This window comes from Nocardioides sp. WS12, from assembly GCF_014108865.1.
GTDB lineage: Bacteria > Actinomycetota > Actinomycetes > Propionibacteriales > Nocardioidaceae > Nocardioides.
In genome coordinates this window covers 5,116,528-5,133,407 of the sequence record NZ_CP053928.1, presented here as the reverse complement: position 1 = coordinate 5,133,407, position 16,880 = coordinate 5,116,528, and the positions used below count along the sequence as shown (strand labels likewise).

Annotated in this window: 18 protein-coding genes; 8 read left to right on the top strand and 10 right to left on the bottom strand. The window is 69.7% G+C overall.

The features are described from left to right. The first annotated feature begins 100 nt into the window (after positions 1 to 100). The 5 genes from HRC28_RS24930 (at position 101) to HRC28_RS24910 (ending at position 4,805) form a co-directional block, all read left to right on the top strand. Positions 101 to 817, top strand: a complete 717-nt coding sequence (locus HRC28_RS24930) for a hypothetical protein (protein WP_182380997.1) — start codon at positions 101 to 103, stop codon at positions 815 to 817. A gap of 45 nt (positions 818 to 862) precedes the next feature. Beyond that, a complete protein-coding gene (locus tag HRC28_RS24925; protein ID WP_182378025.1) occupies positions 863 to 1,678 on the top strand; it encodes a maleylpyruvate isomerase family mycothiol-dependent enzyme in 816 nt (271 codons plus the stop codon). A gap of 8 nt (positions 1,679 to 1,686) precedes the next feature. Then, positions 1,687 to 2,610, top strand: coding sequence for an oxidoreductase (locus tag HRC28_RS24920; protein WP_182378024.1), 924 nt, complete (start codon positions 1,687 to 1,689; stop codon positions 2,608 to 2,610). 96 nt (positions 2,611 to 2,706) lie between these two features. Then, positions 2,707 to 4,443 carry a hypothetical protein gene (locus HRC28_RS24915; RefSeq protein ID WP_182378023.1) on the top strand — a complete coding sequence of 579 codons (1,737 nt, stop codon included), beginning with the start codon at positions 2,707 to 2,709 and terminating at the stop codon, positions 4,441 to 4,443. Next, positions 4,440 to 4,805: a DivIVA domain-containing protein gene (locus HRC28_RS24910; RefSeq protein ID WP_182378022.1), complete on the top strand. Its 366-nt coding sequence runs from the start codon at positions 4,440 to 4,442 to the stop codon at positions 4,803 to 4,805. The genes HRC28_RS24915 and HRC28_RS24910 overlap by 4 nt, the downstream gene beginning before the upstream one ends. A 20-nt stretch (positions 4,806 to 4,825) precedes the next feature. Here the strand turns inward: HRC28_RS24910 and HRC28_RS24905 are convergent, their stop codons facing one another. The 4 genes from HRC28_RS24905 to HRC28_RS24890 form a co-directional block, all read right to left on the bottom strand. Beyond that, on the bottom strand, positions 4,826 to 4,978 hold the full coding sequence (locus HRC28_RS24905) for a hypothetical protein (protein WP_182378021.1): 153 nt from the start codon (positions 4,976 to 4,978) through the stop codon (positions 4,826 to 4,828). 100 nt (positions 4,979 to 5,078) lie between these two features. After that, positions 5,079 to 5,873 carry a crotonase/enoyl-CoA hydratase family protein gene (locus HRC28_RS24900; protein WP_182378020.1) on the bottom strand — a complete coding sequence of 265 codons (795 nt, stop codon included), beginning with the start codon at positions 5,871 to 5,873 and terminating at the stop codon, positions 5,079 to 5,081. 82 nt (positions 5,874 to 5,955) lie between these two features. Continuing rightward, a complete protein-coding gene (locus HRC28_RS24895; protein WP_182378019.1) occupies positions 5,956 to 7,206 on the bottom strand; it encodes an acyl-CoA desaturase in 1,251 nt (416 codons plus the stop codon). After that, positions 7,203 to 8,375, bottom strand: coding sequence for a ferredoxin reductase (locus tag HRC28_RS24890; RefSeq protein WP_182378018.1), 1,173 nt, complete (start codon positions 8,373 to 8,375; stop codon positions 7,203 to 7,205). Before HRC28_RS24890 ends, HRC28_RS24895 begins: the two co-directional genes overlap by 4 nt. Positions 8,376 to 8,475: 100 nt before the next feature. Here HRC28_RS24890 and HRC28_RS24885 point away from each other — a divergent pair, with 100 nt between their 5' ends. Both HRC28_RS24885 and HRC28_RS24880 read left to right on the top strand, forming a co-directional pair. After that, positions 8,476 to 9,651, top strand: coding sequence for a helix-turn-helix domain-containing protein (locus tag HRC28_RS24885; protein ID WP_182378017.1), 1,176 nt, complete (start codon positions 8,476 to 8,478; stop codon positions 9,649 to 9,651). Continuing rightward, positions 9,648 to 10,538, top strand: coding sequence for an SGNH/GDSL hydrolase family protein (locus tag HRC28_RS24880; protein WP_182378016.1), 891 nt, complete (start codon positions 9,648 to 9,650; stop codon positions 10,536 to 10,538). Before HRC28_RS24885 ends, HRC28_RS24880 begins: the two co-directional genes overlap by 4 nt. 16 nt (positions 10,539 to 10,554) lie before the next feature. Here the strand turns inward: HRC28_RS24880 and HRC28_RS24875 are convergent, their stop codons facing one another. Next, a complete protein-coding gene (locus HRC28_RS24875; RefSeq protein ID WP_182378015.1) occupies positions 10,555 to 11,157 on the bottom strand; it encodes a TetR/AcrR family transcriptional regulator in 603 nt (200 codons plus the stop codon). Positions 11,158 to 11,218: 61 nt separating this feature from the next. On the opposite strand from HRC28_RS24875, the gene HRC28_RS24870 reads away from it, so the two are divergent. Next, positions 11,219 to 11,692: a cupin domain-containing protein gene (locus tag HRC28_RS24870; protein ID WP_182378014.1), complete on the top strand. Its 474-nt coding sequence runs from the start codon at positions 11,219 to 11,221 to the stop codon at positions 11,690 to 11,692. Here HRC28_RS24870 and HRC28_RS24865 read toward each other — a convergent pair whose 3' ends face one another. The 5 genes from HRC28_RS24865 to HRC28_RS24845 form a co-directional block, all read right to left on the bottom strand. Beyond that, the gene (locus HRC28_RS24865; RefSeq protein WP_182378013.1) at positions 11,693 to 12,559 is read right to left on the bottom strand and encodes a CoA ester lyase; all 867 of its coding nucleotides are present in this window, start codon (positions 12,557 to 12,559) and stop codon (positions 11,693 to 11,695) included. Continuing rightward, on the bottom strand, positions 12,556 to 13,641 hold the full coding sequence (locus tag HRC28_RS24860; protein ID WP_237111643.1) for a CoA ester lyase: 1,086 nt from the start codon (positions 13,639 to 13,641) through the stop codon (positions 12,556 to 12,558). Before HRC28_RS24860 ends, HRC28_RS24865 begins: the two co-directional genes overlap by 4 nt. Positions 13,642 to 13,728: 87 nt before the next feature. Next, entirely contained in the window at positions 13,729 to 14,280 is a 552-nt protein-coding gene (locus HRC28_RS24855) for a DUF1992 domain-containing protein (RefSeq protein ID WP_182378012.1), read from the bottom strand. Between the two features lie 51 nt (positions 14,281 to 14,331). After that, positions 14,332 to 15,138, bottom strand: coding sequence for a poly(3-hydroxyalkanoate) depolymerase (phaZ, locus tag HRC28_RS24850; RefSeq protein ID WP_182378011.1), 807 nt, complete (start codon positions 15,136 to 15,138; stop codon positions 14,332 to 14,334). Positions 15,139 to 15,148: 10 nt separating this feature from the next. After that, on the bottom strand, positions 15,149 to 16,840 hold the full coding sequence (locus tag HRC28_RS24845) for an alpha/beta fold hydrolase (protein ID WP_182378010.1): 1,692 nt from the start codon (positions 16,838 to 16,840) through the stop codon (positions 15,149 to 15,151). Between the last annotated feature and the right edge of the window lie 40 nt (positions 16,841 to 16,880).

Here is a 16,880-nt window from a genome sequence, read left to right as displayed (position 1 = left end):
GTACGACGGCCGTCCCGGGTTCGCCCGGGACGGCCGTTGCCCCTTTTTCGGGCCGTCTGGGACTGGTTGCCCTACCCCTGCGCGGGGTAGGAAGGGTCCCGTGACGCAACCGCCGCAGCAGCCCGATGAGAACACGCCCTACGGGCAGCCCGGACAACCCCAGCCCGGACAGCAGCCGCAGTGGCCGGTCGCGCCGCCTCCGCCGGGCCAGTACTCACCGCCCCCCGGTGGCTACACGCCCCCTCCCGGCGGCGGCTACAACCCGCCTCCCGGCGGCGGCTACGGCGCGCCTCCTGGTGGCTACGGCGCCCCGTCGCCGTACGGACAGAAGCCCTCGGGTGGCAGCGGCAAGGTGATCGCCATCGTCGTCGGCGTCATCGTGCTGCTCGTCCTGCTGGTCTGCGGTGGCGCCGTGGGACTGATCATCTGGGGCGCGAACACCGTCGACGACGCGCTGGACGAGTTCGACCCCGACCGGGTCGGGGGCAGCAACAACCCCATCACCGTCGCGGTCGGGGAGGACTTCGAGATCGACGGCGTCGAGTACGCCGACGGGTGGAGTGTCGCGCCGCCGGTGGACGAGTACTCCGGCGAGACGATCAGTGGGCTCAAGGGCACCAATGACCGCGATGACGAGTCGGGGGAGTCGGTCTACCTGAACTTCACGTTCCTCGACAGCAGCGACACCGAGGTCGGCGAGGTCAACTGCACGTCGAGTGGCGACATCTCCTACGGCAACACCGAGGAACTCAGCTGCACGAACTACTCCAAGCTCACGGGTGCCTACGACCACATCGAGGTCGCGGCGTCGTACTGACGGACATCGGCTGACCACCAGCAGCTGACCACTAGCATCGGCAGCATGAGCGATCAGGAGCTGCTGGCCGGGTACGTCGACACCTGGTGGGCCTCGGTCGGGGACCTCGTGGCTTTGCTCGAGGAGCTCGACCCCGACGACTGGGCGGCGCCCACGGACCTGGCCGGCTGGGATGTGAAGGCCGTCGCGTCGCACGCCGCGCACCTCGAGTCGATCCTGGCCGGTGGTCCGGACGAAGCCGCCGAGATCGCAGACGCGCCCCACATCACCGGCCCGATGGGCCAGTTCACCGAGATCGGCGTGGTCACGCGCCGCGACCGGGAGCCGGCCTCGATCATCGAGGAGATCCGGTCGGTGACCGAAGCCCGGCGAGCCAGCCTGGCTGCCAACCCGCCCAGCGACCCGGCCGCTGGCGCCGACGGCCTCTTCGGTCTGATCGGCTGGAACCTGCGGACGTTGCTGCGCAACCGTCCCCTCGACATCTGGATGCACGAGCAGGACATCCGCCGCGCGGTCGGCCGACCCGGCGGCATGGACAGTGCAGGCGCCCGGCACACCGCCGACTACCTGTCCGAGACCTTCGGCTTCATCGTCGGCAAGCGCGTCGCGCCGCCCGCGGGTACGACGGCCGTGCTGGCCGTCGAGGGCAGCCCCACCGTTGCGATCGAGATCGGCGACGACGGCCGGGGCCGCCGGCTGGACGCCGTACCGGATGCGCCGACCGTCCGGATCGACACCGATCGGGAGAGTTTCATCGTGATGGCGGGTGGACGCCGTGCCGCGGAGCCGGGGTCCGTCGTTGTCTCGGGAGACCAGGAGCTCGGTCGACGCATTGTCGAGCGGCTCGCGACCACGCCCTGAGGACCGTCATGAACTGGAATGTCGCCGACCTGCCCGACCAGACCGGCCGGACGATCGTGGTGACCGGCCCGACGCTCGGTGGCCTCGGTCACCACACGGCCCTCGAGCTCACCCGGCGCGGTGCGCAGGTGGTGCTTGCCGGGCGCAATCCGGCCCGGGTCGAGGAGACGGTGGCTGCGATCCGGTCGGAGGTGCCGGACGCGAGACTCGAGGCGCTGCACCTGGACCTCGCCAGCCTCGCGTCGGTGCGGACTGCGGCCGCGGCGGCGCAGCAGCTCGGCCCGATCGACGTACTGATCAACAACGCCGGGGTGATGGGGACGTCGTACTCACGAACCGCCGACGGTCTCGAACTCCAGATGGCGACCAACCACTTCGGGCCGTTCCTGCTCACCGGCCTGCTGCTGCCGCAACTCGTGCAGAGTGCGGACGGGCGCGTGGTGTCGGTGGCGTCGATGGCGCACACGTGGGCCCGCAAGGCGCCGCTCGGTGACCCGCGCGAACAGACCGGCCGCTACAGCAAGTGGCGGGTCTACGGGCAGTCCAAGCTGGCCAACCTGTACTTCACCGCCGAGCTCGACCGGCGCCTGAGCGCGGCGGACCTGCCGGTGCGGGCACTGGCGGCCCACCCCGGTTTCGCGGGAACCCACCTCGCCGCGAACGGCCAGTACGGCCGGCCCGGTGGCGGCCTTGCGTCGATCCTCGACGCCACCGTCAAGGCGATCTCGCAGTCGGCGGCGGCTGGTGCCTGGCCGTCCCTGATGGCCGCCACCGACGACCTGCCGGGCAACACCTTCGTGGGCCCCAGTGGGCTCAACCAGATGGTCGGCACGCCGCGGATCGTCGGGCGCAGCAAGCTGGCGCGGGACGAGCGGGCGGCGAAGAAGCTGTGGGAGATCAGCGAGTCGACGGTCGACCTCCAGTACCCCTGAGGTAAAGGTTTTTCGTACCGCCGACGGGCAGGTAAGGACCACCTACTCTTCATAGAGGGAGCCCGGGACAGGCTCTCTGTGGTGGGGGGTACAGCCATGGCAGAAACCGACGACGGGCAAAGCTCGAGCGCTGGCTTCTACGCGGCCCTGGTCCGGAAGTGGCAGGCCGAGACCCGCGACCTGGTGCAGCATCCGCCGCAGCCGATGCTCCTCACTGAACTCGACGTCGAAGAGATGGTGGAGCTCGGGTGGGTCGCGTGCGACCTGACCGAGGAGAGCGTCGTCATCGCCACGTGCGTTCGCCCCGCCGAGGAGCTCGTGGTCGAGGTGCACGAGCACTTTCCCGGCCGTTCCATCGAGTTCGTCCGCTGCGCGCAGCAGGACCTCGACGCCGTCGCGATGCGGGTACGACGACAGCGAGCGAATGGCCGACAGCCCACGGTGATGCCCATCGTCCGGCTCCGGCACCATCTCCTCGCCCTGGTGATCGCCACACTGGGGATCGTTGCCGGCTGCGTGGTTCCGCTCGCGTTGGTGGGGGCGACCGTGGTCGGCGCGGTCGTGGTCTTCGTGGTGGGCGCCCTGGTCTCCTCGAGTGCCGGCTACCCGGTGCTGGTGAACGATCTCCGGGGCCCGCATCGGGCGGAGTTGCGCGTGATGGCATCGCTGCCCTTCGACATCGTCAACGAACCGGTGCCCGCCGACCAGGGCCTGCCCGTCTACACCGCCATCGTGCGGCTGAGCGGCGGTGACCGGGCGCTGCAGGCCCTGCTGGAGAACTTCAGCGTCATCGACTACCCGTGGGCCCGCACCGACGCCATCTTGTTGGTCGCCGACAGTGACCTCGAGACCCTGGACGCGCTCCGTCGTGCGACGCGGCGCGCGTGGACCCGGGTCGTCAAGGTTCCCGACGGGGATTTCGTCGATGCTGTCCGGGCCTACGACCACGGCCTGGCCCTGGCGCGCGGTCGGTACGTGGTCGCCTGGGAGCAGGACGAGAGGCCTGCCCGAGACCAGGTACGACGTGCGGTGGCCGCCTTCGAGCGGGATCTCGAGGAGCGGGTGGACCGGCGTGACGCCGTCCAGCCCCTGCTCGCGCTGCGGGTCGCCCGCCGGGTCAGCTCGGCACAGACAACGTTCGGACGGATGACCGCCGCCGACGAGGCGCTGCGTCTGGATCACGGAACCGGGGCGGGGTCAGCCTCTGGCCGCGAGCCCAACATCACCTCGGTCCACTGCAACATGCGGCTGCTGCGCCGGTTCGGGGGATTCTCCAGCCTGGCCCGACGGCCGACCATGGACACCGCCGACGAGGACGCCCGCCCCCGGATCGCGGAGCTGGACTCGACCTCGACACGGACCTCCGCTCCGGGGCCGCTGATGTGGACCAGCAACCGAGCCGAGGGGACCGCCCTGATCCTGCTCGACACGGTGCTGCAGGTCCGGAGCATGGTGCGACTGCACGGCCCCCGCCGTGTCGAGCGTGCCCGGATCCGTGCCCTCGCGATCGGACTCGGCACGGCAGCGATGTTCCTGGCCTATCCGCTCGTGCTCGTCGGTTCACTGCTGGCGACTCTTCGGTCCCATCGCGTCGAGGGGGCGTTGACCGGACCGATCGCATGGATCGGCCTCGTCGCCGCCCTGCTCGTGCTCATGGTGGCGGTCGGTGCGGCCTGGTTGGTCCTGGCCCGCCGCCGGGGATGGCGGGTCGGTTTCGCGGCACTTGCCCTGCCCGCCCACTGGTTCCTGCATTCCCTCGCCGTGTGGTCAGCGCTGGTCGCCGTACTCCTGCAGCCGTCGCTTCACCGGGACTGGCCTAGCCTGAAGTCGTGACCAGCGACGACATCGCCCGGTGGGTGGCCGAGGTTCGATTCACGCCCGTGCGCATGCGCGAGGGCTACGACATGGGCGAGGTCGACGTCTTCCTGGACCGGGTCGTGGCCGTGGCGGGTGAGCCCGGGGCCATCGCTGCGCTCGTCCGTGGTGCCCGGTTCACGCCGGTGCGACTGCGTGAGGGCTACAAGATGGCGGAGGTCGATGCGTTCCTGGCCGGCCTGGTGGGTGCCGAGCCGGCTTCGCATGTCTCGGCTCCGGCTCCGGCTCCGCGTCCGTTGCCGGCCCGTTCGTCGTACGACGGCGGCATCACCGAGTCGCGCAGTTGGTGGTCACGACTGTTCGGCCCGAAGGGCCGCTGACGCGCAGGATCAGGCGGCGATCAGGCGGCGAGCGGTACGGAGCCGGGCATGATCGTCGGCCGGCACGCACAGGTGTCGCTGCAGGCGAGGTAGGTGTGCACCGCGTGCCCGCAGGCAGGACACGGCAGGTCGTGGCTGAGGTGCTGCTGGTTGTTCGGGGTCGTGTCCCACATGGTCCTGTCTCCTTGGCCGAGTCGTGAGGTTCCTTCACTAGGACCACGAACGACCCGACACTGATACGACAGGTTCGGAGCAGGAAACTGATCGGCCGGGTCAGCGCACCCGCGGGCCGTAGGTCGCGTCGGCCTTCTTGAACGCTGCCTCGCGGGCGGCCTTCGTGTTGCGGGCCGCCAGCAGGAAGGCCTGCTCGATGCGTTCGCGGGCGAAGGTCTTGCGCGGCGAGGAGTTCCAGCTGTCGTTGAACAGGCGCTTGGCCGCAGCCAGGGCGTCGGGGGACTTCTGGGTGAGCTGGTCGGCGAGCCGGAAAGCTGCGCCGACCGGGTCGTTGTCGAGCTTCGTGACCAGCCCCAGTTCGAGGGCGCGGGAGCCGTCGAAGATCTCGGCGGTCATGGTGAGGAGCTTGGCTTGGTCGATGCCGACCAGTTCCTTGAGCGCCTGGATGCCCGACATGTCGGGGATCAGGCCCCACTTGCCCTCGAGCACGGACCAGCGCGAGTCGGGGGTGGCGATCCGGAAGTCCGCGGCGAGCGCGATCTGCAGGCCGCCGCCGAGGCAGTGGCCGTGGACGGCGGCAATGACCGGCACCGGGATCCGGCGGAAGGCCCAGGGCGCTTCCTGGAAGGTGTTGGTGCCGCGGAACGGGTTCGGGATGAACGCCTTGGCGACGCCGGCGGGGTTGCGCAGCACCGACGCGAAGTCGAGGCCCGCGCAGAAGGCATCGCCCTCGCCGCTGATGATCACCGCGCGCAGGGACTTGTCCTTGCGCAGCATCGCGGCCGTCGAGACGAGGTCATCGAGGATGTCCAGCGTCAGCGAGTTCAGCTTGTCCGGGCGGTCCAGTCGCACGTGCGCGATGCCGTCGGTGATCGTGCAGGTCACGTTGCTCATGGAGCAATGCTACCGCCGAGTAACCACGAGCGCCGTACGACGTGGGTCACGTCGTACGGCGTCGGGTGGTCAGGAAGATCGGTCAGGCGGCCTGGGTCTCCGGTGTGGCGGACTCCTGCTTGGCCTTGCGCTCGAGCAGCTTCAGCATGACGCGGCGCTTGCGCTTGTCAGCGGTGGAGATCTTGTAGAGCGCCACCAGTTGGGTCGGCAGGTTCTTGGCGTTGGTGGTCTCGAGCCAGCCGTTCGGGAACGACAGGCGGACCACCTTGTGCCAGGCGCTGGCGACCTGGGGGATGAACGGGCGGGTGAGGTAGGTCAGTTCGTACTTCTCGAACACGGCCTTCACCTGGGGCGCCACTTCGGCGTACCGGTTGGACGGCAGGTCGGGGAACAGGTGGTGCTCGATCTGGTGCGACAGGTTGCCGCTCATGATGTGCAGCAACTTCGAGCCGGAGAAGTTGGCCGAGCCGAGCATCTGGCGCAGGTACCACTCGCCGCGGGTCTCGTTCTTGGGGATCGACTTCAGCTCGAAGGTCTCGACGCCTTCGGGGAAGTGGCCGCACATGATGACCGAGTGCGACCAGACGTTGCGGACCAGGTTGGCGGTGAAGTTGGCCGCCAACGCGGGCAGGAACGATCCGGTCGGGATCGCGAGGGCCGGGTTGACGACGTAGTCCTTGGTGGCCTGCTTGCGGATCTTGGTCAGCGTGTTCTTCGCGTTGCGCTTGAACGCCTCGCTGCGCTTGTCCTTGGGGATCTTCAGGTTGCGGCCGAGTTCGAGGTCGTAGGCCGCGATGCCGTACTCGAAGAAGCAGGCGTTGATGAAGTTCCACAGCGGCTGGGCCAGGAACAGGGGGTACCAACGCTGCTCCTCGTCGACGCGCATGATGCCGTAGCCGAGATCGTTGTCCTTGCCGACGATGTTCGTGTACGTGTGGTGCACCTGGTTGTGCGAGTGCTTCCATGCCTCCGACGGCGTGGCGTTGTCCCACTCCCACGTGGTCGAGTGGATCTTCGGGTCACGCATCCAGTCCCACTGGCCGTGCATGACGTTGTGGCCGATCTCCATGTTCTCGAGGATCTTCGCGATGCTCAGGCCGACGGTGCCGGCGACGAACGCCGGCGGGAAGATGCTCGCGAGGAGGACGGCGCGGCTGCCGAGCTCCAGCTTGCGCTGGACGTCGACGACCTTGCGGATGTACGCCGAGTCGCGCTCGCCACGGGTGTCGAGCACCTCCTGGCGGATGGCGTCGAGCTCGGCGCCGAGCGCCTCGATCTGCTCCGGGCTGAGGTGCGCGGTCGGGTTGGTGCTCTTCTGCGTGATGGTGGTCATGCGGAGGCTCCTTCGAGGTCGATGTGGCAGTCGCCGGCGGCGGCACTGATGCAGGTCTGGATCGGAACGCCACCCGGGTTGGTCTCGCCCGGGACGGCGACGGTGACGACACCGGTGCGCAGGTCGCGCACGGCGCCGGACTTCATCGGCAGCACGCAGCCCATGCAGATGCCCATGCGGCAACCGCTCGGCATGAGGACGCCGGCGGACTCCGCGGCGTCGAGGATCGGGGTGGAGCCGTCGGCTTCGACGACCTGGTCGTTGCCGGTCGTTGCGGTGCCGGCGAAGGTGAGGGTGCCGCCTGCGCCCTCGGTCTCGACGATGGCCGCGCGGAACCGCTCGGTGTTGAGCGTGAGCCGGCGGTCGGCGTAGAAGGCCTCGAGGGTGTCGAGCAGGCCGGCCGGGCCACAGGCGTAGGCAGCGCGCTCGGCGAGGTCGGGGACCTCGGTCTCGAGGTCGGCCGTGGTGAGCAGGCCGTCGGTGTCGGTGTGGCGCTCGATGAGGCGGATCCGCCCGGCCGTGGCGTGGTCGCGGAGCTCGGCGCCGAAGATGACCTCGTCATGGCTCATCGCGGAGTGCACGAGGACGATGTCGAAGTCCCCGGCGACGCTGTGCGCGTTCGAGCGGTTGTAGAGGTTGCGCAGCATGCCGATGACCGGCGTGATGCCGGAGCCGCCGGTGACCAGGAGCAGCTTGGTCGGGCCGACGCCGGAGGTGTCGAGGACGAAGTCGCCCTCGGCCTGGGCGAGGTGGACCATCTGGCCGGCACGCGCGCTGTGGACCAGGTGCTGCGAGACGACGCCGCCCGGAATCGCCTTCACGGTGATCGAGATCCGGCCGTCACGGCGCGGGCCGTGGGTCAGGGAGTAGGTGCGCCACAGGCGGATGCCGTTGACGTCGACACCGACCCGGACGTACTGGCCGGGGATGTGACCGGCCCAGTCCTTGCCCGGCTTGATGACGATGGTGGCCGCGTCGGCGGTCTCGGCCTGGACGGACTCGATGCGTCCCTGCAGGCCGACCGCTGCGCCGGGGCGCAGGGGAGCGAAGTGGTCGAGGAGGTCGTCGACAGTCAGCGGGGTGACGGCGGCGTCGAGGACCGTGCGCAGCCGGGACGTGAACCGTCCGGCGCGGGCGGCGGCGTTGGGGGCCGCGGTCGTGGTGCTCATGCATCAAGCGTCGCAGTCGGGCGCGCTAAACTCATGACACCAGTTGGTGAATCTACCGCTCAGTTTTGTTCGCAAAAGACAAAAACCAGAAAGGCTCGCGATGCCGCGACGCTCGATACGACGACCCGATGGTGCCGCCCTGCTGCCTCCGGCCACGGTCGTCGCACTGCGGGCTGACCTGGCCACGGTCGCCGACGACGTCGTCGTCCAGATCATCCGGGAGGTGCCCGCCTACGAGGACGCCTTCGGTGGACCGATGGGCGAGACCATCCGCGGTGCCGTGCAGGTCGCTCTCGGCGGCTTCCTGTCGATGATCAGCGACAAGGACGCTCCGGCGCCTCGCTCGTCGGCCGTGGACGGCGCCTATCAACTGGGTCGCGGCGAGGTTCGCAGCGGCCGGACGGCCGATGCACTGCTGTCGGCGTACCGGATCGGGGCCCGGGTCTCGTGGCAGCACCTCTCGGCACGTGCCGTGGAGCAGGGCATCGACCCGGCCACGATGGCGTCGTTCGCCGAGATGGTCTTCGCCTACATCGATGAACTCTCGGCCGCGAGCGTCGCGGGCCACCGCGACGAGTCCGCGACCGAGGGCCGGATCCGGCAACGGATGATGGAGCGCCTTGGCCGCAACCTGCTGGCCGGTGCCGCCGAAGCGACCGTGCTGGCCGCCGCCGAACGCGCGGAGTGGGCGCCACCGACGACCCTGACGGCCGTGATCGCGCCGGAGTCGCAGGCCGGTGCACTGCAGGAACTGTTCCGCCGCGGCACCCTCCAGGTCACCGACCTGCCGGACCTGGACGGCTCGGCGCTGCTGATGGTGCCGGACGCGCACGGCCGCCGCCGGGGGACCTTGCTGCGGATGGTGCGCGACCGTGACTGCCTGGTCGGGCCTCCCCGCGAGTGGCTCGACGTCCGGGCGTCGTACGACCGGGTGATGCGGGCGCGTGCGCTGGGCCTGACCGGCGACACCGAGACCCACCTGCCGCGCCTGGTGCTCACTGCCGACCTCGATGCGCTCGCCGACCTCCGCGCCCAGGTGCTGGCGCCGCTGGACGACTTGCGGCCGACGGCCGCGGCCAAGCTGCGCGAGACGCTGCGCGCCTGGTTGCTGCACCAGGGTCGGCGCGACGACATCGCGGAGGCGCTCTTCCTTCACCCGCAGACGATCCGCTACCGCATGAACCAGTTGCGCGACCTGTTCGGCGACCGCTTGGAGGACCCCGATACCGTCCTCGCTCTGACCCTTGCGCTCGGAGTGGAGGAGGTGGCGCGGTGAACCGATGGCCCCTGATCGCCACCCTGTTGCTCGTTCTCGCCGGTCTCACGGCGTGTTCCGACGACGTCAGCGCGAAGAAGAACAAGGGAGCGCCCATCGAGGCGGGCGACAAGTACGTCGCGCTCGGCGACTCCTACACCGCCGGCGGCTACCTCGGCGACCAGACCGGCGCGGAGGGATGTCTGCAGTCCGCGGGCAACTACCCTCACCTGCTCGCCAAGGAACTGGACCTCGAGCTCGACGACGTCAGCTGCGGCGGCGCTCGTGCGCTCCATCTGAAGAGCCCGCAGCTCCCGAGCGGAGGTCGCGTGCCGCCCCAGCTCGATGCGGTCACGAAGGACACCAAGCTGGTGACCCTGAGCATCGGCGGCAACGAGTCCGGCCTCTTTGCCAGCATCGTCGTCAACTGCGTGAACCTCGGCGGGGAAGACCCGACCGGCAGCCCGTGCACCGACCTGGCCGCCCAGCGATCGGCCAAGCTCGAGCGGCTGATCGAGAAGGTCGCCAGCGACATCGAGGACGCCGTCGGCGACATCCTGGATCGTGCGCCCGGTGCCCGGGTGATCATCGTCGGCTACCCGCAGGTCATCCCGGCCACCGGCTGGTGCCCGGCGATGCCCCTCGCCCCGGCCGACTACCCCGTCGGGCGGGAGTTGTTCAGCGAGGTCACGCGCGCGCTGGAGGCCGGAGCCGAGAAGGCGGACGCCGAGTACATCGACGTGTGGTCAGCCACCGAGGGCCACGACATCTGCGCCAAGGACCCGTGGGTCGCCGGCGCAGCACCGGACCCGAAGCGGGGCGGCTTTGCCTTCCACCCCTACATCGAGGAACAGCAGGCCGTTGCCGACCTCCTCGTGAAGCAGCTCGGCGACACGTCGGCGGACTGACCGCCTCCGGGCCGATCTAGGGAGGACCCTCGGTCAGGGCATGCGCGAGCATCGCCTGCGCCGTCCAGCGCAGCTGCTGCGCAGCCTTCGGCCGGGAGAGTCCCGCGACGTCGGTCAGCCAGACGAGGGCCTCGATCCCGGTCGCGCTGCGGATCGCCACCGCCAGGCGGCGGACCTCCGCCTTCCCGAGTCGTGGCTCCAGCGGAGCCAGGGCATCGGTGAACCAGCCGATCGCCCGGCCCTGGCGCAGGGGGAGGTCGCGCTTGTCGGAGGCCTCCAGAGAGAGCCGAAGCATCGTCCGCTGCTGCCCCTCGCCCTCGAGCACCATCGCGAGGAACCTCTCGACGGCCTGGTCGAGCCTCGTGGCCGGGTCATCGCCGGCATCGTCCGACAGCAGGGACGTGGTGGTGATCTCCGGGTGCGCCGCGATCAGGAGTGCAGTCTGGCTGGGGAAGTAGCGGTAGGCCGTGGTCCGCGACACCGATGCCCGCTCGGCCGCCTCCTCCACTGTGGGGGACGGAGTGCCGCTCGCGATCAGGGCCCGGGTCGCCGCGATCAGCTCACCGCGCGTGCGCGCCTTCTGCCGGGTCCGGCCGGACTTCTCGTACGCCGTTGACATGCCTCTTACGGTACCTTAGTGTCGTTATGGGACACGAGTCCCATAAAGAAAAGGAGGCGTCATGGACACATTGACAGCCACGGTCCGGCAGCAGGGCGAGGGGGAGCAGTCCTGGTTCTGCGGCGGCGGCACGTTCACCTGGAAGGTCACCGGTGCCGAGACCGGTGGCGCGTTCTTCATGTTCGAGGACGACCTCGAGCAGGGGAAGGTCACCCCGCTGCACATCCACCCGAACGCCGACGAGACGTTCTACCTGCTCGAGGGCGAGATCCTGCTGCACATCGACGGCGAGGAGACCCGCCTTGGCGCGGGCGGCGTCGTGGCGTTCCCCCGCAACGTGCCCCACGCCTTCATGGTCACGTCACCGACAGCCAGGATGCTGACGTTCCAGAACCCTGCCGCCGGCGAGGCCTTCTACCGGCACGCGAGCGAAGCCCAGCCCACGCCGGTCGACTTCGACCGCATCCGAGCGGCCGCCGAGGCCACCGGCGCCATCGAGATCCTGGGGCCGCCGCCGTTCCGACCCCCGGCCTGATCAGCCCTGGAGAGCCTGGATCGCCTCGTTGATCGACAGCGCGCGCTCGGCCGACTCGACGTGGAGGCTCTCCACCATCTTGCCGTTGTAGGTCACGACGCCGGCGCCCTTGCCATCCTCCCATGCCTGGATCAGCCCGCGGGCGTCCTCGACGGCCTGCTCGCTCGGGGCGAAGGCGGTGTTCGCGCCCTCGACCTGACCGGGGTGGATGAGGGTCTTGCCGTCGAAGCCCATCTGGCGGCCCTGCTCGCACTCGGCGAGGAAGCCGTCGATGTTCTTCACGTCGTTGTAGACGCCGTCGATGATGACGATGCCGGCGGCGCGGGCCGCGAGCAGGGCGAGGCCCAGGCCGGTGATCACGGGCTGGCGACCGGGCACGTGCTCGGCGTACAGCTCCTTGACGAGGTCGTTGGTGCCCATCACGAAGCCGGTGAGGCGCTCGGACGCGGTAGCGATCGACAGGGCGTTGAGCATGCCGATGGGGGTCTCGACCATCGCCCAGAGCTTCGTCTTCTCGGGGGCGCCGGCGGCGCCGAGGGCGTCGACGAGGGCGTGGACCTCCTCGGCGGAGTTCACCTTGGGGACGAGTACGACGTCGGGCCCGGCCGCGGCCGCTGCCTTGATGTCGTCGTCGTGCCACTCGGTGCCGATGCCGTTGACGCGGATGATCAGCTGGCGGCGGCCGTACTCACCGGACTGCACGGCAGCGGCAGCGGCGGCGCGGGCGCCGACCTTGGCATCGGGGGAAACCGAGTCCTCGAGGTCGAAGATGATCGCGTCGGCGGGGAGCGTCTTGGCCTTCTCCAGTGCCCGCTCGTTGGCGCTGGGCATGTAGAGGACGGAACGCAGGGGCTTGAACTCGCTCATGCCGGAACCTCAATCGCGTCGTAGGCGGCCTTCAACTCGGGATCGATCTCGGCCAGCTGTTCGGCCAGCGCGACCAGGACCAGGCACTGCTTGAGGGAGGCGTCGTCCTCCATCTTGCCGTCGATCATCACGGCACCGGTGCCGTCGCCCATGGCGGCGGCGACCCGGCGGGCGTGGGCGATGTCCTCGACGCTCGGGGCGAACACGCGGTTGGCGATCGCGATCTGCTTGGGGTGCAGGCTCCAGGTGCCGACGCAGCCGAGCAGGAAGGCGTTGCGGAACTGGTCCTCGCACGCCACGACATCGGCGATGTCGCCGAACGGGCCGTAGTACGGGTAGATGCCGTGGGTCGCGCAGGCGTCGACCATCTTGGCGATCGTGTAGTGCCACAGGTCCTGCTGGAAGATCGCACGCGGTGCGTCGATCTGGCTGGTGCCGTCGGCGCCCTTCGGCGGGTCCTCCCGGACGAGGTAGCCGGGGTGGCCGCCACCGACGCGGGTGGTCTTCATCTTGCGGTCGGCCGCGAGGTCGGCCGGGCCGAGGGAGAGGCCCTGCATGCGCGGGCTGGCGCCGCAGATCTCCTCGATGTTCGCGACGCCGCGGGCGGTCTCGAGGATCGCGTGCACGAGGATCGGCTTGGTGATGCCGGCCTTGGCCTCGAGCTGGGCGAGCAGCCGGTCGATGTAGTGGATGTCCTCGGCGCCCTGCACCTTCGGAACCATGATCACGTCGAGCTTGTCGCCGATCGCCGGCACGAGCGCGGTGAGGTCGTCGAGCACCCACGGGCTGTCGAGCGAGTTGATCCGGGTCCAGAACTGGGTCGGGCCGAAGTCGGTCGACTGGCCGATCCGGATCAGGCCCTCCCGCGCGGCGACCTTGTTGTCCGCCTTGACGGCGTCCTCCAGGTTGCCGAGGAGTACGTCGACGGTGCCGACCATCCCGGGGATCTTCGCGGCCATCTTCTCGTTGCTGGGATCGAAGAAGTGGATCGCGCGGCTCGGCCGGGCGGGGATCTCGCGGGGCGGCATGGGCGCGCCCACGGCCAGCGGGCGGAAAAAGTCCTTGGCGCTCTTGTGGCTCACGTTTGGACAACTTACCGGCGGGTTGCCTTCGGTGGGTATGACGGATGTCTCGGCGAGACGTACCGATGTCCTATCGGGGCCATCGAGTCATCGACGCCGCCACCAGCGGGCGCGAGGCGCGGGCTCGGGTGCCACCGCCGCTGGGGTCGTACGACGGCGGGCGGAGCGGCGTTCGTGCCAGGCGGCGAGGGTGGCGTCGATGTCGCGGGGCATCGTGATCAGCGGCGGACCGTCGACGGGTGTGTAGCGGGCGCGGATGACGCGGGCGTTGAACTCCTCGATCTCGCGGCGGACCTGCTGCTCGGAGTCGAGGGTGTCGAGGTGCGCGTCGAGGGCGGCGTCGTCCTTGCGGAGCTGGAGGGCCGGTGGCAGCACTGCGATGTGTTCGCGCTCGACGAGTTTCTTGAGCCACCACTCGGGGTCGTAGGTGTCGCCGAGTCCCTCGATCGGCTTGCCGGCGCCGGGCAGGTTGTCGAAGTCGCCACGTTCCATCGCCTGGCGGATCTGCAGGTCGACCCAGGTCTGCTGGTGCTCGATGCGGGCGCGGGCGGCCTTCTTCTCGGCCTCGCGGGCGTCGAGGGCGTCGAGGGCACCGACGGACGGGGTCTCCTGCTGCGGTTCCTGCTGGTCCGCGGACATCGCGATCACCCCCGTTTCGCCATCAAGGGTGCCACGGGACGCCAGCGTCGGTCAGGCCTCGCCGCGCAGGAACCCGGCGACCAGGGGTGCCAGTTCGTCGGCGCTGGTGACCAGGCCCAGGTGCCCGTCGGAGTAGACGTGCAGGCGTGCGTGGGGGAGCAGCCGCCGCATGATCCGGGCGTTCACCAGCGGGATGATCGGGTCGTCGTCGCCCGCGAGGATCAGCGTGGGCTGCCGGATCAGGGGCAGCGCCGGAAGGCTGGACCAGCCCGCACCCGCAAGCAACTGGAGCAGGTAGCCACGGCGCGACCCGACACGGGACTGGTCGTGCATGAACCGTCGTACGTCGTCGGGTCGGTCGCGCATCTGTCCGCCGTACAGCTCGGCCGCGACCTGGACGGCGTAGCTCGCGTCCCGGTACCGCCGGGGAGTGACCATCTTGCGCAAGACCTGCGGACCGGCGGGAATCATCAGCGAGCCGGTGGCGGTGCTGGCCAGTACCAGCCGTCGACAGCGATGCGGCTGCTGGAAGGCGATCTGTTGCGCGAGTCCGCCGCCCCACGAGATCCCCAGGACGTCGTACTCGTGATGGCCGAGCAGGGTCATCAGCTTGCCGATGCCGTACGCGAGGAGCGCGAAGTTGTACGGCGTTCGCGGGTCCGGCGAACCACCGACGCCGGGCACGTCGAAGCGGACCACCTCGATCCGGTGGTCCAGCGCGTCGACGAAGGGTTGCAACAAGTCCAGGCTGGCGCCGATCCCGTTGCACAGCAGGAGCGGCGGCCCCGGCTCGGACCCCGGCCGCACCGAGACCCGGATCGAGTGTCCGAGCACGGTGACCTGGCGCAGTTCGTTCACAGGCGATGCCTCACTTGTCGTAGACGTAGGTGCCCGGGGCGTCGGCCAGAGGCTGCAGGCGGGTCGAGCCGAGTTCCTTGGGGGCCGCCTTGAGGTCGCCACAACGCTCGTTGAGCCACCCGGGTACGTCGTTCCACCAGGTGCCCTGCTGGGTGTCCGCACCGGCGAGCCAGGCCTTCGCGTCGGCGTCGTGGTCCTCGTTCGTGTGGAAGGTCGCCTTCGGGTTGCCGGGCGGGTTCACCAGTGCGGCGATGTGGCCGCTGGTCGACAACACGAAACGGCTCCTGCCACCGAGCAACTGCGTGGTGCGGTAGCAGTTCTCCCACGGCGTGATGTGGTCCGCGATCCCGGCGACGACGTAGTTGTCGATGGTCACCGCGCCCAGGTCGATCGGCACGCCGAGGACCGACAACGCGCCCGGTCGGGTGAGCTGGTTCTCCATCGCCAGGTCGACGAAATCGGCGTGCAGGCCCGCCGTCATCCGGGTGGTGTCGGCATTCCAGAAGAGGATGTCGAAGGCCGGTGGCTTCTTGCCGAGCAGGTAGTTGTTGACCCAGTAGTTCCAGATCAGGTCGCTGGGGCGCAGCCAGGCGAAGACCTCGGCGAGGGCCCGCCCGTCGAGGTAGCCCTTCTTCGCCGATCGGGCCTTCGCCAGCGCCGCAAGACGCGGATCGGTCAGCGCAGAGACCGAGCCCGCCCCGGCGTTGTCGATCACGGTCACGGCGAGCACGAGGGCGGCCAGTCGGTCCTGGCGGCCGATGCCGGCGAGATAGGCCGCCACGATGCTGGCCAGGATGCCGCCCGAGCAGATGCCGGCCAGCACGGTCTTGGCGCTCCCCGTGATCTCCTCGACGGCCTCGAGCGCCTCGAGGATCGCGCGCACGTAGGTGTCGAAGTTCCAGGCGGCGTGCCGGGCATCCGGGTTGCGCCAGGAGATGACGAAGATCTGCCGGTTCCCCTGGGTGCTGAACTCCACGAGGCTGCGGCCGGGCGCGAGGTCGATCGCGTAGAACTTGTTGATCGTCGGCGGCACGATCATCACCGGGATCTCGTAGACCTCGTCGCACTGCGGCGTGTACTGGATCAGCTCGAGCACCTCGTTGCGGAACACGACGGCGCCCGGTGTGGCCGCGACGTTCTCACCGAGCGTGAAGCCGGACGTGTCGACCATCTCCGGGATCCGCGGCGACGAGGCCAGGTCCTTGATCAACTGGGTGCCGCCACGGACCAGGCTGAGGCCGGCAGTGTCGACGACCGCCTTGGCCGACGCCGGGTTGACCAGCGGCACGTTGCTCGGCGCCAGCGCCTCGACGAGGTTCTCGAGCAGGAACCGGACCCGCTCGTGGTCACGGGGGTCGAGGTCGGCGTCGACGATGAGTTGGTCCACGGTTTTGCCCGCGGCGAGGTAGATCTGGACGAGACGGCGCAGCAGGGGGTTGTCGGTCCAGCCCACGTCGGCGAAGCGGCGGTCGCCGCGACGAGGCGTGACGTCCGACGTGCCGGCGACGATCTTCGCGGCCTCGCCGGCGAGGCCGCCCAGGCGTCGTGCCGTCGTCCGCGGCTGGCGGGCCAGGGAGATCGCCCACCGTGCGGTCGATGCGTCGGGCACGAAGCGGCGGACCGCGCCGAGGGCGGCGCCCACGAGCAGGGCGTCGAGCGGTGCCGCGTTCTCGGCCAGTTGGTTGCTGGGGATCGTGCTCATCGCGGGCTCCTGGGTCCTCGGGCTGTCCGCTCCAGCGTCG

Coding starts and splice junctions, on each gene's coding strand:
- HRC28_RS24920 (WP_182378024.1), top strand. CDS start 1,687: ATGAACTGGAATGTCGCCGACCTGCCCGACCAGACCGGCCGGACGATC.
- HRC28_RS24870 (WP_182378014.1), top strand. CDS start 11,219: ATGGACACATTGACAGCCACGGTCCGGCAGCAGGGCGAGGGGGAGCAG.
- HRC28_RS24905 (WP_182378021.1), bottom strand. CDS start 4,978: ATGTGGGACACGACCCCGAACAACCAGCAGCACCTCAGCCACGACCTG.
- HRC28_RS24865 (WP_182378013.1), bottom strand. CDS start 12,559: ATGAGCGAGTTCAAGCCCCTGCGTTCCGTCCTCTACATGCCCAGCGCC.
- HRC28_RS24925 (WP_182378025.1), top strand. CDS start 863: ATGAGCGATCAGGAGCTGCTGGCCGGGTACGTCGACACCTGGTGGGCC.
- HRC28_RS24890 (WP_182378018.1), bottom strand. CDS start 8,375: ATGAGCACCACGACCGCGGCCCCCAACGCCGCCGCCCGCGCCGGACGG.
- HRC28_RS24845 (WP_182378010.1), bottom strand. CDS start 16,840: ATGAGCACGATCCCCAGCAACCAACTGGCCGAGAACGCGGCACCGCTC.
- HRC28_RS24895 (WP_182378019.1), bottom strand. CDS start 7,206: ATGACCACCATCACGCAGAAGAGCACCAACCCGACCGCGCACCTCAGC.
- HRC28_RS24855 (WP_182378012.1), bottom strand. CDS start 14,280: ATGTCCGCGGACCAGCAGGAACCGCAGCAGGAGACCCCGTCCGTCGGT.
- HRC28_RS24885 (WP_182378017.1), top strand. CDS start 8,476: ATGCCGCGACGCTCGATACGACGACCCGATGGTGCCGCCCTGCTGCCT.
- HRC28_RS24900 (WP_182378020.1), bottom strand. CDS start 5,873: ATGAGCAACGTGACCTGCACGATCACCGACGGCATCGCGCACGTGCGA.
- HRC28_RS24915 (WP_182378023.1), top strand. CDS start 2,707: ATGGCAGAAACCGACGACGGGCAAAGCTCGAGCGCTGGCTTCTACGCG.
- HRC28_RS24875 (WP_182378015.1), bottom strand. CDS start 11,157: ATGTCAACGGCGTACGAGAAGTCCGGCCGGACCCGGCAGAAGGCGCGC.